Genomic DNA, 25,114 nt, shown 5'->3' with positions numbered 1-25,114 from the left:
AAGCCTACATGATAAAGTTGGAAACAAAAGTTAATTTTAGACAATCTTACTGGTAGTATACAAATGAGGCTGTTACTCATCGTGTTCCTGTTCAGCGCAACTCTGGCTCAAGCCCAGTTTGCGAGCAAAATTACCTGCTTCTTTCCGAAAGCCTGGAATGGTAAACAAGCGATTCTTGTCAGCAGTCCGCTGGGACGTAAACAGGGTATTGATACCGCTACGATTGACAACCGGAGTGCTACGTTCATCGTAAAGCTCGCCGAACCCTGCCCTGCCTACGTTTGGGTGGAGGGCAACAAGGAAGATATTACGTTGTTTCTTGACTCGCCCCAAATCGCTGTTGCCTATGATCCAGAGGCCGCCGTTCAGACTGTGATTTCAGGATCCCCGGAATCAGAACTGTGGCGTCAGGAGAAAAATAAAGCTTCTGAGAGAAATGAATTCGCGACGGAACTGTATAGGCAGGCTTATGAAGCGTTTAGTGCGAGCGATTCGTTAACCGGCCTGCGCTACAGGAGAATGATAGATTCTCTGCAGGTTGTTATAGAAAAAATGCTTGTGCAGCAAATAGAAAACAACCCTACATCGGGCCTCAGTTGGTACAAGTTTAGTGATAGCTACAACAGATTTCCGTACAAACAGGCCTGGAGTTTATTCATTAAGCTATCCACCTTTTCAAATTATCCGACTTACAAATCCATCCAGCAGGTATTGTTGCAAAGACAACCTGGTAAAAAAGCGCCTGATTTCAGTCTTATAAGCCTGACTAATGATACGATAACTTTATCAAAATTAGAAAGCCGATTAATCCTGATTGATTTTGCCAGCCTTACGCTGCATACGTGCCAGGAACGTCATTCTGCGTTAAGAAAGCTCTATGAAACGTACCATTCACTTGGACTGGACATAATCACGATCTGCTTTGAGCCTGACCGGCAAACTTGGCAAGCGAATCGGGTAAGAGATTGCTTGCCGTGGCGTCAAGCGTTTAGCTTGTTGAAGCCTTCAGACCCGGTCATAGACGCGTTTGCGGTTAAACGGATGCCCGACAACGTACTGCTCGGCGCAGATAAAACGGTGCTTGAGCGTGATCTGTCTGTATCCGAACTTGACGCCAAACTAAAACAGCTACTTAACAAACCCTAATTTGTTGAGTAGCTGTGTGAAAGCTGCATGAATCGAGTCGAGTTATAGCAACAGACCGGCCAGCGTAGCCGACATATAGCTGGCGAGTGTGCCGCAGATCAGAGCTTTAAACCCAAGTCGGGCGAGGTCGCTTCGGCGATGGGGGGCTAACTCACCAATACCGCCCACCTGAATAGCGATTGAGCTGAAATTGGCAAAGCCGCAGAGCGCAAAACTGGTAATGGCAATGGTTTTCGGGTCGAGTGTTGACCGAATTTTTATGAGATCCAGATAGGCTACAAACTCGTTAACTACCATTTTGGTACCCATCAATGCCCCGGCGGCCTCAATGTCTTTAGACGGTACGCCCATGGCCCAGGCGAACAACGAGAATAGCTTGCCTAACAGCATATTCAGGCTGAGGTTGTCCATACCCAACACATAAAAGCCAAACCGGAACAGCAGGCTGTCGATCAGGGCGATCAAAGCAATAAAGCCAATCAGCATGGCTATTACGTTAAAGCCCACTTTCAGGCCTTCACTGGCACCAGCGGCAATGGCGTCCAGCAGGTTTGCGTGCGATTTTTTGATTTCGACCTTAACCGTACCCTGCGTTTCGGAAACGCCAGTTTCGGGCATTACGATCTTGCTGATTACTAACGCACCCGGAGCGGCCATAATACTAGCGGCCAGCAGGTAGGGGGCGGGCACCCCCAACGAAATATACACGGCTAATACGCCCCCGGCAATACAGGCGAACGACCCACTCATTGAAGCCAGCAGCTCCGAGTTCGTCATCCCGTTCAGATACGGTTTCACCATGATCTGAGCTTCGACTTGACCAACGAACGTACTGGCCACGTTCGAGAGTGCTTCTGCACCGCTTACCCCCATCAGCCACTTCATGACCCGAGCCATTACCGCAACGACCCGCTGCATAATGCCCAGGTGATAGAAAATGTTCACCAGCACCGCTACAAAAATGATGGTCGGAATAATCTGGAAAAAGAAAATTAAATTATTGTCGGTGCCGAAAGCCTGGGAAAGTAAATACCGCTTCACAAGCGGACCGAAGACGAACTCAGCACCAGCACCCGCCTTTTGCAGGAGCTTGTCGACATACACGCCGAGCGTCTGGAAAACTTGCTGGCCGACGGGGGTTTTTAGAATAAACACCGCAAGGCCAAACTGGAGCGCTAAGCCAACGCCGACGGTACGGAAATTTATAGCTTTACGATTATCAGAAAGGGCATAGGCTATGCCAAGAATTAATACAATGCCAATCAGGCCGGTAAAACGATCCATTAATGAAGGTAAGACGAAGTTTCAGTTAAGTTGGCGAAGATAACGAATTCAGCGTTAGCAGCGAGGAACGGACAGAGAGAATAGTACCTCAACCTGGGAGGGCAGAAACCTCCGATTTGCTGACTGCTAACGCTGCGTTCGTCATATATTCGCGATGGCCCGTTCGGCCCCTTCCTGATATTCCTCCTCAATCTGAGCGATTTCTGCTGGCTTGATTTGGGGATCAAACAGCCGCGACTCCATCACTTCCTGTTCGGTAACGCTAAAAAACCGCTGGTGCATGTTGAAGGGCTGCACATTGGCGGGTACTTCACATTTCTTAAAGTTACCGTCTTCTTCCAACTCGAAAGCGTTGACGTTATCGAGCAAATTATACGTTAGAATCAACGTAGCTAACTGCTTAACCCGCGGATCGGCCAGGAAAAATAGGGATTCGATACGTCGGTCGAAGCTACGTACCATAATGTCGGCGCTGCCACCGTATATTTTTGGATCGCCGTTGTTATGGAAATAGTAGATCCGGGTGTGCTCCAGAAAATCGCCAACGATTGAGCGAACCGTAATATTTTCGCTCAGACCCACCCGATGAGGACGCAGGCAGCAAATGCTGCGAACGATCAGCCGGATAGGCACACCCGCCTGCGAGGCTTTGTACAATTCGTCGATAACCTCTTTGTCTTCCAGCGAGTTGACTTTGATGCAGATGCCGCTGGGCAATCCATGCCGTGCGTTTTCGGCCTCCATCTGAATCAAGCCCAGCAACTGCTGGCGCATACCGCGTGGGGCCGTAATCAGGTACTGGTACTCGTTCGGCAACGAGTGGCCGGTAATGACGTTGAAGAACTCTGATATATCGTGGGTGTAGATTTCGTTCGTCGTTAACAGGCCAATATCGGTGTACAGGCGTGAGGTATCCTCGTTGTAGTTGCCAGTCGCCATGTGTGCATACCGCACTACGCGGCTTCCTTCATTTCGAACAACCAGCAACAGCTTTGTGTGCGTCTTATACCGGCTGATGCCGTAGATAACGAAACAGCCCGCTTTTTGAAGCCGCTGCGCTTCACGTATGTTGTTTTCCTCGTCGAAACGGGCCTTCACTTCAAACAGTACTGATACGTGTTTTCCGTTTTCGGCCGCTTTCAGCAAGGCTTCCGTAACGCGTGACCGTTTCGCCAGTCGATATACGGTAATCTTTATAGCCAGCACATGCGGATCTTCAGCAGCTTGTTCAAGTAGCTGCAACACTGGCTCAAAATTGTTGTAGGGATGATGGAGCAGTAAGTCGCGTTGCTTAATTACTTCAAATATATCATCGGTTTTATCCCGCCCCAGTCCCAGCGGAGGAACCGGTGCCTGTGGACGCGGCATATCGTCTTTGAAGTCCGGATGGCCAATGATCTGCCAGAACGCCGAAAAATCAAGCAATGTCTGGGTTTCGAAGATGTTCAGATCATCAATTTCCCAACGCTTCTTTAATAAATTAAGCATCCAGGGCGAGCCGATTGAATTCTTAGGACTCGTTTCCACCTCAACGCGCGTAACTCGCCCTAACCGCCGATTCTTAATTTTTTGACGAACTTCGTCGATAAAATCAACTTCGTCGTCGTCGTTCTCATCAAGCGTAAAATCGCCATTACGGGTAATCCGAAACAGATTGATCGACAGGATTTCGATGTTTCGGTACAGCTTTTTGATATTGTGCCGAACGATCTCCTCAATAGGAACAAATACCATTCGGTCATCCCGCTCGAACGACAGGAACCGGGGAAGGTTGGCGGGAATCTGAACGAACGAAAGCCGCTGCCGCTCGTCTTCATCTTCCGACCGTAGACTTTTCAGATCGGCACCATCCGGGTTTTGTGTGACAACCCCGAAAATGAGAACTTTTGCCAGCAACACTGGGAACGTATGCGTGTAGTCGTACAGCATTGGCGTCAGCGTCGGGTAGATAGCGCGGTCAAAATAATCGGTAGCAACGTCCTGTTCCTCAGCGGTTAACTCTTCGTACGTAGCTAACTCAAGGCCATTCTCGGCAAACAATGGCAGCAACTGTTCCAGGAAAACGGCTTGCTGGTCGCGGCAAAATTGCTGAGCGGTTGTGTACAAGGCTTTCCGGAAGGGTACTTCCCGCAAACCGGAGTAATCGACCCGCTGCTTATGGTAATCCAGATAGTTATAAAGACTACCCACGCGGATCATGAAAAATTCGTCCAGATTAGAGGCTGAAATAGCTAAGAACTTTAGCCGTTCCATGAGCGTACGGTTTGTACGACGAGCCTGATCCAGAACGCGCTCGTTGAATTTCAGCCAGCTGAGGTCGCGGCTAAGGTAGTTGCTCTGATCAATAACGCTGCTAACTTTTTCGCTAACCTTTGCCATCTTGTCGGGTACCTGTTCAGGGGTATTTGCCTGTCGATGCGTGAGTTTGGAAACTAAGTTGCCCAAAATTGTACGGTTGGGGTTTAAGGAATAACGCATACACGTATTTGAACTTTGAATTACAACAAAAAAGCGGGCATTTCGGCCCGCTTTGTGTTATCATTCGGTTAAACATCCACTCGGGCGTATTTCGCGTTTCGTTCGATGAAGTCACGTCGGGGAGCGACTTCGTCGCCCATCAGGGTTGAGAAGACGTGGTCGGCATCGGCGGCCGACTCGACCGTAACGACTTTCAGACTGCGGGTGTCAGGATTCATCGTCGTACTCCAGAGTTGTTCGGCGTTCATCTCACCTAACCCTTTGTAACGTTGTACACCGACATTTTCTTCCCGGCCACTGCCTGCCAGTTCTTTCACCGCTGCTTCGCGCTGAGCCTCGGTCCAGCAGTACCGCTCTTCTTTACCTTTCTTAACCAGATACAGGGGCGGCTGAGCGATATAGATGTAGCCGTTGTCAATCAAGGCTTTCATATTCCGGTAGAACAACGTCAGGATCAGCGTCCGGATGTGGCTGCCATCGACGTCGGCATCCGTCATGATGATGATCTTGTGGTAACGAAGCTTATCCAGGTTCATCACCGTCTCATCGTCTTTTTTCTCCAGCCGGACGCCCAGGGCGGTCCAGATATTCTTGATCTCTTCGTTCTCGTAGATTTTGTGCTCCATGGCTTTCTCTACGTTCAGGATCTTGCCACGTAACGGCAGAATAGCCTGGAACGCCCGGTTACGGCCCTGTTTCGCCGTACCGCCCGCTGAGTCACCCTCTACCAGGTAGAGTTCACACTTTTCCGGATCGGTGTCGGAGCAGTCGGCCAGTTTGCCGGGTAAACCCATGCCACTCATAAAATCTTTACGGTCGGCCATGATACGTTTATACGCCTGTTCAGCCGCAATACGTGCCTGAGCGGATACCAGCACCTTTTTGACAATGCCCTGGGCCGTTTTGGGGTTCTCTTCCAACCAGGTTTCGAGCAGATCAGCCATCGCCTGACTTACGGCGCTCACTACGTCCTGATTGCCCAGTTTGGTTTTTGTCTGGCCTTCGAACTGAGGTTCCTGTACCTTTACCGATACCACCGCTGTTAATCCTTTCCGGAAGTCTTCGCCCGTAAAGGTCAGTTTGCCGAGGTTTTTAAATTTGTCCGTGTTTTTGTCCGCGTAATTTTTCAATACGCGGGTCAGCGCCGACCGGAAGCCTTGTACGTGCGTACCACCCTCGTGGGTGTTGATGTTGTTGACGTACGACAATACGTTCTCGCCTGCTTCGTAGTTGTAAACTAAAGCTACCTGAACGGGTGTGCTGCCTTTGGTGCTTTCCATATACACCGGTTGCATGCCATCGAGCGAAGGGCGGGTTTCGTCCAAGTACTTAACGAACTCTACTAAACCGCCTTCCGAGATAAATTCAGTCTGATTGATGGGCTCACCCTGTTCGTCAAGCTCACGCATGTCTTTCAGGGAAATGCGAATGCCTTTGTTCAGATAAGCCAGTTCGCGCAGGCGGCCTGCTACGGTATCGTACCGATAAACCGTTTCGGTGAAGATGCTGCCATCGGGTTTGAAATGCGTAATGGTGCCGGTATCGTCAGCGTCGCCAATTACACGCACGTCGTACTGGGGAACGCCGATTTTGTATTCCTGCTCAAATATTTTGCCTTCGCGGTGTACTTCTACGCGTACGTCGGTTGAGAGTGCATTCACGCAGGAAACGCCCACACCATGCAAACCGCCCGATACTTTATACGTGTCTTTGTCGAACTTGCCACCGGCGTGCAGCACCGTCATTGCAATTTCAAGCGCTGACTTACCAGTTTTCGTATTGATGCCTGTCGGAATGCCCCGGCCGTTGTCCCGCACCGTGATGGAGTTATCGGCGTTGATGGTTACGTGAATCGTATCACAGTAACCCGCTAACGCTTCGTCAATAGAGTTGTCGACGACTTCCCAAATCAAGTGGTGTAAACCTTTCACGCCAACGTCTCCGATGTACATGGCCGGACGTTTGCGGACGGCTTCGAGACCTTCTAAAACGGTAATGCTGTCTGCTCCATACGCCTTAGCTTCTGGAATAGCGACGGGAGCATCTGCTTCAATCAGTTCGTTGGTCATAGTATGCTATTAGATGTCAGAAAGTATACTTTATCGGGCTCTTATTCTGGTCCCGTAAGGTGGGTTTACAGATTGTAAAAATACAAAAAAAAACGATCGTTTCCTACTCATTTCGGCAAGATTGCCTGAATATACATAAAATTGATTATACGCCCAATTGTTCGCCATGTCCTTGGTTTTTCGAGCGCAAAAAGGCCTAAATCATAACGTTGAGCGCGTTTTTGAAATCAGTTGTATCGACCGGATAAACCCAAGACAAATGGATTACAGGCCGTTGGGCTAAATCATGGAAAAGTATTATTATGGACGAGGGTAAGCGGAGGTACGAACGACAGCGCTGTCGGCTTCCGGCCGGTGTATTGCTCAGCAGGAACATTGTCTAAAAGAAAAAGCCGAATCAGCAACTGATTCGGCTTATAAACAAAGCTGAAAACGGGTCAATCTTCGGGGTAGGGGACATACACAAAACCCGCAAAGTCACCGTGAACGACAAACAGGCAGCAATACTCGTCCGGCTTTTTGTAATTCTCTTTCCACAATTCGATCGACTCCTGTCCAATCAGGGCGCGCTGAATAAACTCGTCAAGAAATGAGGCCTTATAGGTCCACTGGTTTTCGAGTTCCTGGGGGCCAATCAGCAGTTGCCCTACGGGTACCTCCCGGCGGGATGCGACAAAGACCGGATACTCCGAGAAGCCGCGTGTCCGAATCTGATACGACGCTTCTTTCAGTTGGTCGGCCACTTTTACAAAATCTGACGAAATCTCACCCATCAACCGTTTGTTAATTTCGGGAGAATTTGCGTCGTCGAGTATGGTATTTTCGTTGCTGTGGTGTATCATTTTACGGGAGTTAGAAGTGGGGAGAGAGGAGTGAGAATAATCTTAAGTGTCGACATTCTCGCTCCTCTCTCCCCACTTCTACTGACTAAAAGTTAAAACCTCGCGGCCAACAGTAAATCAAGGTCCTTGAAGCGCATATTGAACTTCCGGGCGATATACGCGTTGGTGAGCGTTCCTTTATGAGCATAAACACCTTTCATAAACCAACGGTTCGCGTACATCATCTGCTCAATACCACCGGTTGTGCCCGTTTCGAGCAGAAAAGGCAGAAAGATATTGCTGAGTGCCATGCTAGCCGTATAGGCCACGCGGGCTGCGATGTTTGGAACGCAGTAGTGAATGACATCCATGTGCTTGTACGTAGGCTGCTTGTGGGTCGTCATCCGGGACGTTTCAAAGTTGCCGCCCTGATCGATGGATACGTCGATGATAACCGAGCCTGGTTTCATACGTCCGATCATTTCTTCGGTTACCACAACGGGGCTCAGGCCGTCTTCGGCCCGCATAGCACCAATTACTACGTCGGCCCGCTGGATGGCCTCGGTCAACGTATCGGAGTCGATGATGGACGTGTAGATGTGCTGGCCAACGGCGTATTTGAGCCGCTGGAGTTTATACAGATACTTGTCAAACACTTTCACGTCGGAACCCATGCCGAGGGCCGTTCGAATGGCATACTCCGTAACCGTTCCGGCTCCGAGCATCACCACTTTCGTAGGCGGAACCCCCGTGATTCCTCCCAGGATAATGCCCCGGCCGTTATCGGCATTGCTGAGGTATTCGCCCGCGATGAGCATAACCGTACTGCCCGCTATTTCGCTCATGGAACGAATAACGGGCATATTACCAGCTTTATCTTCAATGTATTCGTAACCGAACGCGGTCAGGTTTTTTTCGTTGATTTTTTCGAAATAACCCCGTTCGTGAGCCGGTAGATTAAGGGCTGAGATGACGGTACTTCCCGATTTGATGTGCTCGAATTCACCGTCGATGAGGGGCTCGATTTTTAGAATCAGATTAGCCTCGTACACCTCCTGGGGGGAATACGCGATCTGAGCGCCCGCTTCACTGTATTCACTATCCGGAAATTTTGCTTTTTCACCAGCTCCCTGCTCAACGATTACGTTATGGCCGTGTCGGACAAGGATGGCAACCGCTTCCGGGGTGAGCGCGATGCGGTTCTCCTGAAGAGAAACTTCCTTCGGTAACCCGATGAGCAGGCTATTCCGGCTTGTTTTTACGGCCAGTGGCGCTTCCTTCGGGTAAAGGGCCGTTTGCTTGGCCAATTCCTCAAATCCAGTCAATGCGATGACGTTTATGGGTTGGGCTTACCGGCGAGCCTTGGCAACTCACCGGTAAGCTTGCTTAGTCGACTAATTTAGTTTCTACCGTTCGACGACCGTCGGGGTCGGCCGACAGCTGTACCTGGAAATACGTGGCGGGCCATAATGACGTGATGCGTTCCGGCCATTCAATAAAACAGTATGCGTCTGAATCAAAATATTCTTCGATACCAATATCCAGCGCTTCGGCTTCATTACGTAGCCGGTAGCAATCGAAATGATACACCGATTTGCCTTCGTGTGTAGTATACTCGTTTACAATCGAAAAGGTTGGGCTTTGTACCATACTAATCACGCCCAGTGCGCGGCAAAGCGCTTTAATGAGTGTGGTTTTACCCGCTCCCATCTCGCCTTCAAATAACCACACCGACTCGGTACGCCCCTCTGCCAGTAGCTGGTGGGCTACGGTATCGAGTTCATCGAGTCGGTGGAAATGGCGTTTCATAGGCTATACTGAGTACAGGCCGCAAAGATACAGATTTTAGGCGGACCATTCTTTGCGCATGGGTCGGCTAAGCAGACGGTTTGCTTCGGCGTCGTTTTCAAACTTTTCTTTATCGGGATTCCAGCGTAGTGGGCGGTTGAGCCGGTATGCGATATTACCAATCGTACAGACGGAAGCGGTGCGATGACCGACCTCTACGTCGCTGATCGGGTTTTTGCGGCTGCGGATCGCATCCAGAAAGTCTTTATAATGATTATCGCTGAAGTAAACGTGCTTCTCGGTTGCGCCGATGACTTTGTCTTTCAGCGCAGCGGGTGTTGTAGTCAGTTCGCCCCTGGCCACTTTTACTTCCCCTTCTGTACCAATAAACTGGCAGAACTGCTTGCCCTCGACCGGCTTGTGGTGCATTTCTACGCCATTGGCATAGCGATAGATCAGCCCTTTTCCGCTTTTGTCCGAAGCGTCGGACCGGGCGGGGGGCGTCAGCTCAACCGGTCCCGAGTTATCCATATCTAACCCCCACTGCGCAATGTCGAACATGTGAGCGCCCCAGTCGGTCATTCCGCCACCGCCAAACTCGTCGATGTCGCGCCACTGACCCCAGAACGTATCTTTTGGGGTTGGCAAAAGCACGTTGTTATACGGCCGATTGACCGTATTCGGTCCCAGCCAGGCATTCCAGTTTATGCCAGCCGGTAGGGGCTGGGCTTCAAGATCCCACGGCCGCGGTGGGCCACCTACATTTACGTTAATGGTTTTCACTGTGCCGATGTAGCCGTTACGTACCAGCTCGACTGCCTGTCTGAATTCTTTCCAGGAGCGCTGCATATTTCCGGTCTGAAAAACGCGTTTGTGTTTGCGGGTGGCTTTTACCATGTCGCGGCCTTCTTCTACGGTTAAAGCAAGCGGTTTTTCGCAGTAGATGTCTTTACCCGCTTTAGCCGCCTGAATAGCGATGACACTGTGCCAGTGGTCGGGCGTGGCAATCACCACAGCGTCAATATCCTTACTGCCGAGCAACTGGCGGTAATCGTCGTACCGCTGGCAGCCGTTGTAAGCGCTTTTGTCGGTTTTGCTGGCGTAGAACGTATTAACGGCCTCAACGAACGTGACCTGTTTCGACTGGTCTACGTCGCAGGCGGCAATGATTCTGGCGTCGTTTTTCAGAAACTGATTTCGTAAGCCTCCGCTTTGCTTGCCGAGGCCAATAAACCCGACCGTTATCTGGTCGCTGGGGGCCAGATAACCGCGGCCCAGCACATGACGGGGGACAATGTAAAACGCCGACAGGCCGGCCGCTTGCTTGAGAAACGTTCGGCGGTTGGGTTGAGCAGAGAGTTCTTGCATGAGTTTAAAGGTTTTGACAGAAGCAAAAGTGGGCAATAGGCAACCTTTACTGCCTACTGCCCACTAGTTTACCAACTGACTAAATCAATACCCTGGGTTCTGCTTCAGCGTTTCCTTACCGGCTACTTTACTGTTCAGGATTTCCTGGAGCGGAATGGGATAATACTCATGTTTACCTTTTACAAAAGACGCGCCGTTGAAGTACGTACGAAGGCGCTTTTCCTTGCTCATGTATTCGTTCAGCACCTGATCGGCCATACCCCAGCGAACCAGATCGAAGAAGCGGTGGCCTTCCATCGCGAACTCCAGCCGGTGCTCAAACCGCACGGCCGTGCGGGCTGCTGCCTTGTCGGCCCAGGGCGTTGTATACTGGCCAACTACGTAGTTAGCGGCTGGTTGACCCGCATCCGTTTTCACGAACCCATCTGGATTAGCGGCCCGCTTACGGATGATGTTCACGTATTCACGCGCTTTTTCCAGACTTCCTACCTCTACCTCTGCTTCGGCCAGCCACAGGTATACGTGCGACAGACGAATCATGCGGTAGTTGTTGGCATTCAGGCGGGAGTTGCTGGAGAACGTATTGGTGCCGACATCGGTCCGGTAAAACAGGTGCTTCTTCCCTTCGTATGGACCGCCATTCCCCTGGTCACGAACCCAGGCCTTACCCGGCATCACCCCCCAGTCCAGGAAAGGAATGCCCCGGCGACCAACCGTCCAGTCGAGCCGGGGGTCAATCGTTCCGGCGTAAGGCGTAAACGCCTGGGTTGATTCGATACCCTGATCGCTGGTTACGTCCGAATCATTGAACGTAGCGGGTAAAGGCAGTCCATTAGCATCGGTTTTAAAGGCATTCACCAGGTTCTGAGCGGGCTGGAAGAAGCCGCAGCACGTAGTAGGGCCCGCGTAGGGGTAGTTCAGCACGGCTCCGTTGTTGCCATTCTCACCCGTACCATCATTTACCGAAAACTGGATCTCGAAGATCGACTCGGCGTTGTTGTTGGTAACCGTCCTGAAATTATCGTGGTACCGATCCATCAGCCGATATTTACCGCTGTTGATGATCGCTTCCAGCAAGGGCTTCGCTTCGGCCCACTTCTGCTGAAACACATACGCTTTCGCCAGCATAGCCGCAGCAGCCCATTTGGTAGCACGGCCTTTCTGCGATTGTACTTCCGGCAGATTATCGTAGGCAAACTTAAGGTCGTCAACGATGTTCGGCCAGATGTCCTTGTCATTCGGCACTTTGGTGCTATTCAGATTGAGCGGATCGTAAAGCTTATCGTCGATGTACGGCACCATGTTAAACACCTTTTTGACTTCAAAGTGATAATGGCCCCGTAAGAAGCGTGCCTGAGCAATGGCCTGCGTCTTTTCATCATTGCTCATGTCAGTGGCTTTGCCAACGGCCTGGATCACGTCATTGGAACGCGCAACACCGTCGTAGACCGCCCGCCATTTCCCCCGGAAATACGTATTGTCGGGCTGGATATTCTTGGTTTCAATGTAACCCGCTTCCGGTTGGTCACCCGAGGTAGAGCCTTTATAGGCATCGTCGGCAGCAATGCTTCCATACACCCAGTTGTCAGACGAGCTGTGGTAGGACGTACCGCCAGCTCCCCAGCCGTCGAGTAAGGAATAGGCGCCTACCAGCAGGTAGTTTACCCCAACCCGATTGTTAAAGTTTTCAGCACCCAGCACCGCTTTCGGCTGTACATCCAGGAACTTCTCGCTGCAGCCGGTCACTATACCGAATGTCAGCAGGCTTACGAATATGGTTATTTTTTTCATGAGATAAAGTCAGATTAACGGATGGGTTAGAACGCCAGGTTTAGCCCTACCAGGAAGGTGCGTGCCACAGGATACGCGGCTTCGTCAACGCCAATGTGGCGGTCGTTGCCTGATCCGCTCGAATCACGCAGGTTGATTTCCGGATCAAGACCCGTGTATTGCGTTACCGTCAGCAGGTTTTGGCCCTGTACGTATACCGTTGCGTTGCTCACGCCTAGTTTGCTCATCAGCGTGCGGGGTAAGTTGTACGACAACTGAACGTTTTTGAGCCGCAGGTAGCTGCCTGGTTCCAGGTAGTACGTCGATGGGTTCGAGCTGATGTTGTCGTTCGAGCGCAGAATTGGGAGTTTGGCATCGGTCTTGCCCGGCCGCCACGACTCATTGTACATACGGGTGCTGCGGTTACCGCCGAAGGTGGGGAAATCCGTCCAGTACCGAACGTAGTTGAAGATCTGGTTACCCTGTACGCCCTGCCCAAACAGCGTTAAGTTGAAGTTTTTGTAGCCAACGTTTACGTTCACGCCGTAGCTGTAGCTTGGGTGCGGGTTGCCGATAATGGTCCGGTCGTTGGCGTCAATTTTCTTGTCGCCGTTCACATCGCGGAAGATAAAGGCACCCGCCAGGTTGTTCTGGCCACCGCCGAATTGTACCGGTCCCGCTTTAGCGGCTTCGTCAGACTGGTAGATGCCATCGATGACGTAGCCGAAGAACGACGAGATCGGATAACCAGCCTGCGTAACGGTCATGGCGGGCAGACGAGTGCCGAAACCGAAGTACTGGGTAGATGGGTTTCCGTCGGTTTTCGTTACCAGGTTCCGGTAGGTCGATATGTTGGCGCCAATGCTGTACGTCAACTGACCACCCACGGTCCGACCGTTGTGATTTATACCTAGCTCAATGCCTTTGTTGGTAAATTCCGCAATATTCTGGAAGGGGTTGGTGGCAACGCCTTGGGTAGACTGCACTTCGACCGGGAAGAGCGCATTGGTCGTTTTCCGGCTGAACCAGTCGAAGGTCAGGTCGATTTTTCCTTTGAACAGCGATGCATCCAGACCAAAGTCAACCGAGGTTGTGGTTTCCCACTTCGCGTTTGCGTTCCCGAATTGATCGAGCTGGTAGCCCTGAATCGAAGAGGTCCGGGACCCGTTGAGATCATAGAAGGAGTTGGTTGGGTTCGTCGCGTAAATCAGGAACGGGTTGTAATTCCCGATTTCCTGGTTACCCGTTTGTCCATACGCAGCCCGTAATTTGAGGTCATCGAGCCATCCTGCCATAGGTGCCATGAACGATTCCTTCGAAACACGCCAGCCCGCCGAAACGGCCGGGAAGTAAGCCACCCGGTTTGCCGACGCGAAGCGGGAGGAGCGGTCCCGACGGAGTGTAGCATCAATCAGGTATTTATCGAAGAAGGCAAAGTTGGCTTTGGCAAATTCAGAGGCCAGCGCCCAGTTCGACGCGCCGTTGGTGTTGGTCGACGTACCGGCGTTACCGGCGTCGAGGTAGCGGTTTTCGAGCCCATCGTCGGCAAAGCGGCTCCGGTCACCCCGCAGGAATTCGAAGTAATTCTTAATGGACTCCGTTCCCGCGATCAGGCTATAGCGAATGTTGCTGCCAATTTCGCCGTTGTAGGTCAACGTATTATACCAGGTCCAGGTGTAGCCATACTCGTTCCGGGCAAACATGCTGTTGGCACCCGCTGACTCCGACGATTCGACGTCGCGTGGCGTATAGGCCCGGATGTTGAACGTATTGTAGTCGATCCCGAAGCTGGTTTTAGCCGTCAGTCCTTTCAGAATGTCGATCTCAGCGTAGGCATTACCGAACACCCGCATGTCTTTATTGACGTTGTCTTTGTTCCGGTACAGCAGCGCAACCGGGTTCCGGGCGTTATCGAGGTCACCCCCTTTGGTACCGGCAAAATTACCCGCTACGTCGTATACCGGAATGATGGGCTGAATCCGGAAGGCCATCGAAATGGCGTTGCTTTCGTTGTTGTTCGCCGTTGCACTTTGGGTTGAGTTACCGCCCCCAACGCGCTCGCCAAACGCAATTTGCAGGTTCTCGCCAATCCGAACCCGCTTGCTGACGTTGAACTCCGTGTTGGCCCGGACCGAATACCGTTTGTAGCCGGTGTATTTCAAGATACCCTGCTGGTTGAAATAGTTCAGCGACATGGCGTACCGACCACTTTCATTACCGCCTGACACGCCCAGCTGGTGGTTCTGAATGGGAGCCGGATCGAAAATCTCGTCCATCCAGTTCGTACCCTCTTTATTAGCTTTGGTAATTAAAAACTTCGTTTTGCGGAAGTCAGCGGCATCAATGTCATTCGAATAGTTGACGTAGCTGCCATCCGGGTTACGGGCCAGGCGTGGGTCGCCTTCCGAGGCACCATCCGGAAAAATGTAGTCAGGAATAACCGGCTTTGACCCGCTGCCAAACTGGGCATTTTTTGGATAGATCAGCGCCGTCTGACCAGCGTTTGGCGTGGCCACACCATTTACCAGTGTATTGGTAGCGTTAATCCGGGATTCCCAGAGCAGATCAGCGTATTGCTGCGTATTGAGGAGGCTGAGCGTTTTGCCGGGTTGCTGGCTGCCGTAATAAACGTCATACGTAAACTTGGGCTTACCCGCTTTTCCTTTTTTGGTGGTGATAATCACAACCCCGTTACCGGCGCGTGAACCGTAAATCGACGCAGCTGACGCATCTTTCAGGACCTGAATGGATTCGACATCATTCGGGTTAATGGTGTTGTTCGAGCCTTTGGTGGGAACACCATCAATGATGTAGAGTGGCGAGTTGTCGTTCAGCGTACCGAATCCGCGGATACGTACCATGACGCCACCACCCGGTGAGTTATCGTTTCCGATCTGTACACCGGCCACTCGTCCCTGCAAGGCTTGTGATACGTTCGTTACGGGGACTTTCAGGGCTTCTTTTACGTCTACCGTAGCAACCGCTCCGGTAATGTCGCGTTTCGCCTGCGCGCCATAGCCCGTTACGACCACTTCGTTCAGCGTCTTTATGTCCGGCACCATCGCGATGTTGATCGTGGTCCGGTTTCCTATGTTCACCTCCTGCGCTGCAAAACCGATCGCCGAAATAGTCAGTACATCGCGGCCGGGAGCAACACTTAACGAAAACTGCCCGTTCGCATCGGTGACCATCCCTGTCGACGTGCCTTTGATAACGACGTTAGCACCTGGTAAGGGACTGTTGTCGTTTCCGTCCGTTACCCGACCCGTAATCTTACGGTCTTGAGCAAACGCACTTACGCACAGTAGCCAGCTCAGGACAAGCAATGGCAAACTGCGGTACGCTTTGCGTAAAGCATTGTTCATAATGAATAGATTGGTTAAAAATGGGAGATATACGGTATAGAGATTAAGTAATAGTACCCTAAAGAGGGTATAAGCATACTTCTAACCATGCTTTGAAGAATAATATTTTATAATGGATAATGTATATGAATGATACAATATATACCTATTTGTCGTAAATGCGGTGGTAAATTGTAATTGTATACTTCTGAAACAGTATTGTATAAATACTTAGGCATATAAATAAAAAAACAGGTAATAAGTAAGTTTGCCCTACTTATTACCTGTTCTAGATTAATCTTAGTACGTACGTGCTTTAGCGTGTGCTATAAGTGCATCAACTACGCCTTAGTTTGGATAACCCGGATTCTGAGTTTTCAGATTAGGGTTATTCAGCAGCTCCTGGCGGGGGATCGGTAGCAGCAGATGCTTCTGTTCCAGCGCTTTATTCGTGCTGAGGTTAACGTGGCCAACGAATTCGTCGAAGCCGTTGGTTTTCTCGTTATACACTTTCCGCAGACGAATCATATCGAACCAGGTGATCTGCTCGTAGCACAGCTCGTGCCAGCGCTCCCGCCAGACCGCTTCCCGGAACGAAGCCTGGTTAAAGGCACCTAAAGCGGGAGTTGTTAATTTGGCCCGGTCGCGAATGCGTTTCAGGGCGTCGTAAGCTTCAGGGGTTGGTCCGCCAACTTCGTTCTGAGCTTCGGCATAGAGCAGCAACGTTTCAGCGTACCGGATCTGTGGTACGTTGAGGTTGTTCAACCGCGTGCCGGGTACGCCAAACGTACCGTTAGCCGTGCGGTTAAAATGCTTGAACACGTAGGGAGCGCCTAAGTCAAAGCGGGCACCCGTACCGTTCGTGAAGTACGTAGTGTAGAAATACCCTTCCTGATCTTTAGCCCGCAGATCGCCCGGTTCATACGAATTGTAAAACGAAGCCGTTGGTACCGAACTTCCCGTTCCTGTTGGCCCGTTGTAGTTGATTGGCTTAAAGTTTCCGTAGAAGTTTTCCATTGGGTTACCGGCCACAACAGTGTTGTACTGAAGCATGAACAGGTGCTCCAGCCGATTTTCCGTACTTTCCTTATGTACGTCTTCGTAGGTCGTGAACAGGTTGATTTCCGACGGCTTCGAGTTTGCGTACGTAATGACTTCGTACGCTTTGTCGGCAGCTAGTTTGTAATACGGTGCCCCTTTACTTAGCGGAAATCCAGCCATGGTCAGATAAACTTTGGACAGCTGTGTTTTCACGGCCGCCTGGTTGACGCGACCACTCACGTCCATCCAGGGCAGACCGGCGCTTTCCGCTGCAGTCAGGTCTTCTACGATGAGCTTATACACATCTTCCTGCGGAGCGCGCGTAGGTCGGAAATCTTCCGACTGAATGGTTTGGGGTTTTGTCACAAGCGGCACATCGCCCCACAGCCGAACGGCTTGGAAATACGCCCACGACCGCAGGAATCGGGCTTCACCCAGGATCTTGGTACGTTGGGTTTCCGGCATCGTAATAGTTGGGACCTTCGCAATGACCTGATTGGCCTGCGCAATGACCCGGTACAACCCGTTCCAGTAGTTAACAATATGGGTCGTGTTGCCGTCGTGCGACAGGCTATACAAGTTGTTAAGGTCCGAGTTCTGGGCTGTCTCGGTCGTAGACGTACCGGTAAGGGCTTCCAGCAACTGCCAGTTATTCGAGAAGATATTGGCACCGTCGCCGATAAACCGCAGGCTGGCGTATACCGAAGCCAGCGCGGCTTCTGCGTGGTCAGGGATGGTGTAGAAGCTATCCGATGTCAGGTTCGAGGGTGCTTTCTCGTCCAGGAAATCAGAGCAGCCAACCGGGCCGATCAGCACCGATCCACATAACACCGCTCTGGTTATATGTTTTATAAGGGGAGATTTCATAATAAGCATCAATAGTTGAGATCGTTACCGAATTAAAGAGAAAGCTGGAGGCCCAACATATACGTCGTTGGTTTTGGATAGTTGTGCCAGATCATCCCTTGTGAGAAGGCACTGTTGTCGTTGCCCTGGTTGGTCGGGGTTACTTCCGGATCGCCCACAATCGGATCGTCTACCAGCAGGAAGAAGTTCTGAACGGTAGCGTAGAAACGCAGTCGGCTCACTTTAATCCGGTTGGCAACCTGGCTGGGCAAAGTGTAGCCGAACAGCAGGTTGCGGCCCCGCAGGAACGAACCGTCCTTGATCCAATGGCTGTCTACGTTGGTTACGTAGCCTGCGCGGGTCTCCCGAACTTCAGCGATTGGCGTGTTCTGGTTCTGCGGTGTCCAGGCGTTGAGTACCGACGTATAGCTGTTGGCCAGGGCCTGGCGGTCTTCGCTGGCGTGCAGGTTCATCAGCATTACGTCATTTCCATACATGAACTGGAGTTCAAGCGTAGCATCGAAGTTCTTGTAGCGCAGGTTGTTGGTCAGGGCACCCCAGCCTTTCGGGCTGCCGTTGCCAATGATGCTCCGGTCGGCATCGGTGATCGCCTTGTCGCCGTTCACGTCCAGATACTTAATGTCGCCGGGCAGGATGGTCAGGTTGTTGCGGTAGCTGGTAAACTTAGCGGCTTCTTCGCGTTCGGCTTCACTCCAGGTACCAACGCGGGTCAGGCCCCAGAACGAACCGACCGGCTCTCCAACGCGGATGATGTTTGTTGGGTTTGTGAAGTTAGGACCGCCCACGTTGAAGATGTCCGAAGGTGTAGCCAGCGAAAGAACCTTGTTGCGGTTGAGCGAAATGTTGAACGAGGTGTTCCAGGTAAAGCCGCCCCGGTCGATGTTCACCGTATTTATCCCAAATTCGAAACCGGCGTTTTGCATCGAACCGACGTTCCGACGGATGGTGCCATAGCCGCTGGTGCGGGGAACCGGAGCATCGAGCAGCATGTCGGTAGTCAGCCGGTAATAGTAATCGGCTTCCAGCGATACCCGCCCTTTGAACAGGCCGATTTCTAACCCAACGTCGGTTTGAGCCGTTTTTTCCCAGCGCAGATCGGGGTTAGCCAGCCGGTCAAGACCCGTTCCGCCAACGCGTGTATCGTTATAGAGGGTCGAAAAGTTCGAGCTGAGCAGTGCCAGGGATGAGTAGGGCGGAATCTCCGAGTTACCCGTTAAGCCGTAACTGGTACGTAGTTTCAGGTTAGAAATAATCGGATTTGTTTTCAGGAAATCCTCTTCCGATACGCGCCAGGCCAGGGCGGCCGACGGGAAGAACGCAAACTTGTGGTTTTCTCCGAATTTAGACGAACCATCAGCCCGGCCCGTAACCGTCAGCAGATACTTGTCTTTGTAACCGTAGTTGATACGTCCGAAATACGAGTTAAACGCAAAGCGACGCGCTTCCGATTGAACCTGAGGGTTCGTTGCCCCGGCACCGAGGTTATTGAAGCCAAAGTAATCCGTGGCGAAATTCTGTACCGTAGCGCTGATCCGGAAGAAATTGGTTTCCTGCCAGGAAATACCCAGCAGCCCCGTGAACGAATGGTCTTCGCCGATTTTGCGGTTGTAGGTCAGGTAGTTTTCGAGCGACCAGAAGGTTTCTTTCTGATTCCGGCCGGCTGCGTTCCCAAACTGACCGGGGTTCAGGGTGCGGGTTTGCGACTCGTTGTTTTCCTGCGTCAGGATGTTCACGCCCAATACCGTTCGCATCTCCAGCCCTTTAGCAATGTTGATGTTGCTGTATAAGCTACCCAGCGTGGTTTGTGTGTTCAGGATATAGCGCCGGTCCATCAGCCGGTGCATCGAACTGAATGAGCCTTCAGCACTCGGATAATCCCGGTTGCTGGCATACGTACCATCTGCATATTTTACGGGCAGAAACGGGAAATCCTCGACAATCTGACGAGCAACGGCGTCGTTGATGTCGACCAGGTTTTCAGACTGGTTGTTGTAACTAAGCGTACCGCCCACTTTCAGCCATTTCTTTACCTGATCGTCGATGGTGAACCGGGCAGAGTAACGCTTCATATACGACGTTTTGATGAGCCCTTCGTCGTTCCGATAGCCCAGCGACAGCGAATACTGCGTGCGTTCGTTGCCACCGCTGAAGCCGAGCTGGTGGTTCTGCGACAGTTTGTTCTGGGTTGTTTCTTTGAACCAGTCGGTATCGTACAGCGGATTCAGGTTAGCGTCGAATACGCCGGGGTGATCGGCGCTGAATTTCCGGCGACGGGCCACGGGGTCCAGGTTCGTGTATTTACCAGCCGCCCAGCCCGCCGGGTCGTATTTGGCAATGTTTGCATAGGCCAGGTCTTCCGTTGCCAGATATTCGCGGGCGTTCAGCACCCGGGGCCGGTTCGGGCCAATGGTGTTTACGCTAAAATCGGCGTTATACGTAACGGTACCTTCACCGGCCTTTCCTTTCTTGGTCGTTACCAGAATGACACCGTTGGCTCCTCTGGCTCCGTAAATCGCCGTTGACGAAGCGTCTTTAAGTACTTCAACCGAGACAATATCATTCGGGTTGATGTAATCAATGGCCGAGCTAAACTGGCTTTGGGTACCCTGGGGCAGCATTACGCCGTCTACTACGTATAAAGGGTTGTTCGACGAGTTAATCGAACTGAACCCCCGAATCCGGATGGTGCTACGTCCGCCGGGCCGCCCGGAGTTAGTATTTACCTGCACGCCCGGCATCCGGCCTGATAGTGCCTGATTCAGCGAGGACGCGGGCCGTTCCAGCAATTGGGACTGCTTTACGGTGGCAACGGCACCCGTAAGGTCTGATTTACGTTGGGTACCGTACCCAATGACGACAATCTCATCCAGGGTTTTATCGTCTGCTTTGAGCGATACGTCAACAGTGGATCTGCTGCCGACGGCTACTTCCTGCGATAAATAGCCCACGTATGAAAACACAATAACCGGATTCGCTCCCGTAACCGCTACTGTGTAATTCCCTTCTGCATCGCTGGTGGTTCCCTGCGTGCTGCCTTTCAGCACAATGCTGACACCTGGCAAACCGGTTCCGGTTTCGTCTTTTACCTGACCGGAAATCCGGCGGTCCTGGGCCATACCCTCTACGCATAACAGCCAACTCAGGAAAAGCAGCGGAATAGCGCGGAATGTCCGTTGTAAATAGTTTTTCATCGTAAGGTTGATTAATGGAACATGTTATTATTGATACACAGTGTATCATTCCTTAAAGTCAACCCCGGCAAACTTCTAATTAATCCTCTTTTAATCTAAGCTCGAGATTTGTTCACGAAAAAGGCTCAACTGTTTATAAACAGTTGAGCCCCAATGAAATAATTAATTAAAAATAAAAGCGTAATTTTTAAATTATTTTAAATTAAGATCCTCAATAACGCGTTGAACCTTGGCTTTTAGCTGGGCGTACGTATCGTCGAACGCTTCCTTACTGGCCAGCGGCTCACGGACGCTGACGTAAAACTTGATCTTAGGCTCGGTCCCCGACGGACGGGCCGAAACCTTGGTGCCATCGGCGGTAAAGAACTGTAGAACGTTCGAAGACTCGATGCCCATACTACCCGCTTCAATGGGGCTGGTGGTATTGCTGCTCAGGTCCAGGCGGGTCAGGGCTTTGTAGTCGTCAACCCGAACTACTGTCGAACCCGCGATTTCTCTGGGCGGATTGGCCCGGAAATCGGCCATCATCTGCTGAATTTCTTCGGCTCCGCTTTTGCCTTTCTTGGTCAGCGACACCAGCGCTTCATAATAGAATCCGTTCTCCTGATACATCGTCATGAGCAGATCAAACAGGCTCTGTCCCTTATCTTTGGCATAGGCGGTCAGTTCCGCAATCATTGCGCAGGACGCAATGGCGTCTTTATCGCGCACAAAATCGCCGATGAGGTAGCCGTAGCTTTCTTCGCCACCGCCAATGAACTGCTCTTTGCCTTCCAGCTCCCGAATGACTTCGGCAATGTATTTAAAGCCCGTCAGGGTGTTGTAACACGTAACGCCGTATCGTTCACACATCCGGTCAATCAGATCCGTGGTCACGATGGTTTTGGCGACGAACTCCTTACCGGTCAGTTTACCCGCGTCTTTCCAGGCGTTGAGCAGGTAATAAATAATCAGGCTGGCCATCTGGTTCCCGTTCAGCAGCTCAAACTCGCCGTGGTGATTCCGGGCACCCGCACCAACGCGGTCGGCGTCCGGGTCGGTGGCCATTACCAGATCGGCGTTCAGCGCCAGCGCCATATCGAGGGCCAGCTGCATGGCGGGCTTTTCTTCGGGGTTGGGCGACTTAACCGTTGGGAAGTTGCCGTCGGGGGTAGCCTGCTCTTCCACGATATGAACGTTGGTAAAGCCCAGGGCCTCCAGTGCGCGCGGCACCAGCGTAATGCCTGTACCGTGTATCGGCGTGTAAACGATGTTCAGATCGGCCTGGCGCTTAATCACGTCCGGATTAACGGCATTCGATTTGATCCGCTCGATATAAGGCGCGTCGATCTCTTCGTCAATCAGTTGGATTTTCTCCGGAACGCCTTCAAACTTGATGTCGTCGACGGATGTGATCTTACTCACTTCGGCGATAATCGCTTTATCGTGCGGAGCCACCACCTGCGCGCCGTCGTTCCAGTACACTTTGTAGCCGTTATACTCGGGCGGGTTGTGCGAAGCCGTGACCACAATGCCGCTCTGGCAGCCCAACTGCCGAATGGCGAAGGAAAGCTCCGGCGTTGGACGTAACGCGCTGAACAGGTATACTTTGATGCCATTGGCCGAAAAAATATCGGCCACCAGCCGGGCAAACTCCGGGCTCATCCGGCGGCTGTCGTGGGCAATGGCCACACTGATGTCCTGCCCCGGAAAAGCCGCATTGATGTAATTAGAAAGACCCTGGGTAGCGGCTCCGACGGTATAGCGGTTCATGCGGTTGGAACCTACACCGACTACGCCCCGCAGCCCGCCCGTACCAAATTCGAGGTCACGGTAGAACGAGTCGGTCAGCTCCGTAACATTACCCGAATCGAGCAGGTGTTGAATGGCCTCTTTGGTATCGGCATCGTAATTACCGCCCAGCCACTGGTCAATACGTTGTTGAGTGGCAGAATCAAAGGTGGTTGTCATATTGAAGGGTTATTTTAAGTCAATGATTGTCTGCCAAAATTACGATTACCTGATTGCCCGCCAAATCCGCACGGTAGATTGGCGACTAATCCCCCAGCCTTAGATATGAAACAGTCATAGATGTGGTCACTTTGAACTGGGTTTAGGGTAAAGGTACTTATACACCAAAAAAGTAAAAAAGCGTTAGTGTAGTAAAATCTCAGCCATATATGAATAAGCTGTTCCTATTGTTATCTCTACTTGGACTGTTGGGTTGTCAATCGGAAGAGCAGCCTCTAGATGTGGCTGCCCGTGCTTCGGGCAAATACATTGTCCAATATTATAATGTGTTTGGCGACACATTGTACTCCCTGAGAGGGATCAATAAGATTGGAGTCAGTGATTTTTATGTAGTTGTAGACCGAAAGGGACCCGATTCGGTAAGAATAGGAACATTCTATACTCGGAAGGGATTACCCGTTCGTTTTCTGAAAGACGTTCGGGTTAGTGAGACTAATGGCAAGTTTCAACTGTCAGCTAACAACTATGTTTCTTCCGGTTATCAGGGGATTATAGAAGGGAATACCTTGAACGAGCAAAGCGTAAGTGCAGGATTGCTCATTCCGCTTGTTGACTCATCAAAAAGCACGTATATGCCTTCTCCAGCCGGTATCATCATTTCAGCCAAGAAGTAACTTGTTTCAAACTATTACACCGGCAAGTTTGCTAATAACCACTTGCTATTGGTTAAGTTATGAAGGTGATTCCAAACGTTACTCCCGCCAGCCTTCCGGCTTGAAAGAGGTACGGGTATCGCTTAACCGACAAACGGCCGTTGGGGGGCGGGGAGGGCCGTCGATGATAAAACTGGGGCCAAATGGTGGAGGTGGTTCTGAAACCGGGTTTCGCCCATTTAACGCCAGAAACAAACCAGGTGCTGGTTCATAGGCATCTTTCCGATCCAGCCAGTAACGTACTTCGGTCACGGCTGAGGCCGCGAAATAGCCAATTACATTCTCTCGCGCATTTGCCTGATTCCGCACGTTGCCGACTAAAGCCGTAGGCGGTGTATCGGCTAATCCACCCGTGTTCTGAGTTTGCTGTCGAAACGAGTTGAAATACCGGTAGGCGTCGGCGGTGAGCGATGTCTGACGGAGTGCCACCAGGGCGGGCCGGTATTGGTAAAGCGGAATTTGAGCAACCAGACGATGGCTAATGAGCCCACCATTGGCTAAAGCATCATCAAACAGATTTAGAGTGTAGTTCTGAATAATCTCCCAGCATTGGGTTCGGCACTCATAATCGAATCATACGTTTTTGATTTGTTGATACGCTTCAGAAGATAAGGGTGGAAAGAAACAGTCCCCGAAGGGTTCCGTGCCTGATTTGTAGGCAGTAGCGCCAATTGGATACAAGATCTCATTAACCGCATATATGCCTTCGTAACAACTCCGGCACCACTCCTGCCTTTCGTACAAGCGCCAGTCCCAGCGGTAGTAGTTGTGCTGGTCAGTGGGATCTTGCGTAGTCAGGTATATATCATGCCCGGCCCGGTAAGCCCCATCGGCAAATGGTTTCACAAAGCTTGCCGGATTAAATTGCGCCGAAACACTGGTTACAGGCGGTACGGGCTGTATGACCTGTTGAGTCGATACGTAACGGCTACCGTCGCTCAGCGTAAAACGAAGCTGGTAGGCATGGCCGATCTGCCCCCAAAAATCGCTGGGCAACTGATACGTACCGTCTACGGTCTCGTGGGCGGCAACACGTTGGCTGGAATCAACCACAACTTCAACCGTAGCTTTGGTAAGAGGTAAGCTGCCGAATCGACCGGTAAGCGGGTCAGCTTTGGATCGGTTGAGCCTGACAAGCTGAGGCTCAGCCAGATTGGTAATCGTACCATCAACCACAATCACGTCAACTGTGCCCCGCAAGCGCAGATCAAGAATGTCGACGCAGGAGGTAAGCAACGCGATAAGTAGAACAAACAGAATCCAGCCGCGCATGGCTATTTTACG

At 51.5% G+C, this 25,114-nt stretch carries 16 protein-coding genes; 2 read left to right on the top strand and 14 right to left on the bottom strand.

Annotation, left to right across the window (positions count from 1 at the left end):
• The first annotated feature begins 63 nt into the window (after positions 1 to 63).
• Positions 64 to 1,146: a DUF4369 domain-containing protein gene (locus ACYVBJ_RS13320; RefSeq protein ID WP_460982794.1), complete on the top strand. Its 1,083-nt coding sequence runs from the start codon at positions 64 to 66 to the stop codon at positions 1,144 to 1,146.
• Positions 1,147 to 1,188: 42 nt separating this feature from the next.
• Here the strand turns inward: ACYVBJ_RS13320 and ACYVBJ_RS13315 are convergent, their stop codons facing one another.
• From ACYVBJ_RS13315 to ACYVBJ_RS13260, 12 genes are all read right to left on the bottom strand, one after another.
• The gene (locus tag ACYVBJ_RS13315; protein ID WP_460982793.1) at positions 1,189 to 2,430 is read right to left on the bottom strand and encodes a NupC/NupG family nucleoside CNT transporter; all 1,242 of its coding nucleotides are present in this window, start codon (positions 2,428 to 2,430) and stop codon (positions 1,189 to 1,191) included.
• 141 nt (positions 2,431 to 2,571) lie between these two features.
• Complete coding sequence (gene ppk1 / locus ACYVBJ_RS13310; protein WP_460982792.1) at positions 2,572 to 4,908, bottom strand: polyphosphate kinase 1; 2,337 nt, start codon at positions 4,906 to 4,908, stop codon at positions 2,572 to 2,574.
• A gap of 68 nt (positions 4,909 to 4,976) precedes the next feature.
• Positions 4,977 to 6,977, bottom strand: a complete 2,001-nt coding sequence (gene gyrB / locus ACYVBJ_RS13305; RefSeq protein WP_460982791.1) for a DNA topoisomerase (ATP-hydrolyzing) subunit B — start codon at positions 6,975 to 6,977, stop codon at positions 4,977 to 4,979.
• Between the two features lie 437 nt (positions 6,978 to 7,414).
• Complete coding sequence (locus tag ACYVBJ_RS13300; protein ID WP_460982790.1) at positions 7,415 to 7,819, bottom strand: hypothetical protein; 405 nt, start codon at positions 7,817 to 7,819, stop codon at positions 7,415 to 7,417.
• Positions 7,820 to 7,911: 92 nt separating this feature from the next.
• Positions 7,912 to 9,123 carry an alanine dehydrogenase gene (locus ACYVBJ_RS13295; protein ID WP_460982789.1) on the bottom strand — a complete coding sequence of 404 codons (1,212 nt, stop codon included), beginning with the start codon at positions 9,121 to 9,123 and terminating at the stop codon, positions 7,912 to 7,914.
• A 61-nt stretch (positions 9,124 to 9,184) separates the two neighbouring features.
• Positions 9,185 to 9,607 carry a tRNA (adenosine(37)-N6)-threonylcarbamoyltransferase complex ATPase subunit type 1 TsaE gene (tsaE, locus tag ACYVBJ_RS13290; RefSeq protein WP_460982788.1) on the bottom strand — a complete coding sequence of 141 codons (423 nt, stop codon included), beginning with the start codon at positions 9,605 to 9,607 and terminating at the stop codon, positions 9,185 to 9,187.
• 36 nt (positions 9,608 to 9,643) lie between these two features.
• Positions 9,644 to 10,954 carry a Gfo/Idh/MocA family protein gene (locus ACYVBJ_RS13285; RefSeq protein WP_460982787.1) on the bottom strand — a complete coding sequence of 437 codons (1,311 nt, stop codon included), beginning with the start codon at positions 10,952 to 10,954 and terminating at the stop codon, positions 9,644 to 9,646.
• 84 nt (positions 10,955 to 11,038) lie between these two features.
• Positions 11,039 to 12,745 carry a RagB/SusD family nutrient uptake outer membrane protein gene (locus ACYVBJ_RS13280; protein ID WP_460982786.1) on the bottom strand — a complete coding sequence of 569 codons (1,707 nt, stop codon included), beginning with the start codon at positions 12,743 to 12,745 and terminating at the stop codon, positions 11,039 to 11,041.
• Between the two features lie 26 nt (positions 12,746 to 12,771).
• Complete coding sequence (locus ACYVBJ_RS13275; protein WP_460982785.1) at positions 12,772 to 16,089, bottom strand: SusC/RagA family TonB-linked outer membrane protein; 3,318 nt, start codon at positions 16,087 to 16,089, stop codon at positions 12,772 to 12,774.
• Positions 16,090 to 16,416: 327 nt separating this feature from the next.
• The gene (locus ACYVBJ_RS13270; protein WP_460982784.1) at positions 16,417 to 17,976 is read right to left on the bottom strand and encodes a RagB/SusD family nutrient uptake outer membrane protein; all 1,560 of its coding nucleotides are present in this window, start codon (positions 17,974 to 17,976) and stop codon (positions 16,417 to 16,419) included.
• Between the two features lie 32 nt (positions 17,977 to 18,008).
• Positions 18,009 to 21,167: a SusC/RagA family TonB-linked outer membrane protein gene (locus ACYVBJ_RS13265; protein ID WP_460982783.1), complete on the bottom strand. Its 3,159-nt coding sequence runs from the start codon at positions 21,165 to 21,167 to the stop codon at positions 18,009 to 18,011.
• Between the two features lie 192 nt (positions 21,168 to 21,359).
• Complete coding sequence (locus ACYVBJ_RS13260) at positions 21,360 to 23,117, bottom strand: phospho-sugar mutase (protein WP_460982782.1); 1,758 nt, start codon at positions 23,115 to 23,117, stop codon at positions 21,360 to 21,362.
• Between the two features lie 209 nt (positions 23,118 to 23,326).
• Between ACYVBJ_RS13260 and ACYVBJ_RS13255 the strand changes: the two genes are divergently transcribed.
• Positions 23,327 to 23,791, top strand: a complete 465-nt coding sequence (locus ACYVBJ_RS13255; RefSeq protein ID WP_460982781.1) for a hypothetical protein — start codon at positions 23,327 to 23,329, stop codon at positions 23,789 to 23,791.
• 78 nt (positions 23,792 to 23,869) lie between these two features.
• Here the strand turns inward: ACYVBJ_RS13255 and ACYVBJ_RS13250 are convergent, their stop codons facing one another.
• Together ACYVBJ_RS13250 and ACYVBJ_RS13245 are read right to left on the bottom strand one after the other, a co-directional pair.
• Positions 23,870 to 24,367, bottom strand: a complete 498-nt coding sequence (locus tag ACYVBJ_RS13250) for a DUF4249 family protein (protein ID WP_460982843.1) — start codon at positions 24,365 to 24,367, stop codon at positions 23,870 to 23,872.
• Positions 24,368 to 24,403: 36 nt separating this feature from the next.
• Entirely contained in the window at positions 24,404 to 25,102 is a 699-nt protein-coding gene (locus tag ACYVBJ_RS13245; RefSeq protein WP_460982780.1) for a DUF4249 domain-containing protein, read from the bottom strand.
• Positions 25,103 to 25,114 lie beyond the last annotated feature (12 nt).

The organism is Spirosoma fluminis, from assembly GCF_054778895.1.
Note: the sequence above shows the minus strand (reverse complement) of the source record. Positions and strands in the feature narration are given on the sequence as shown.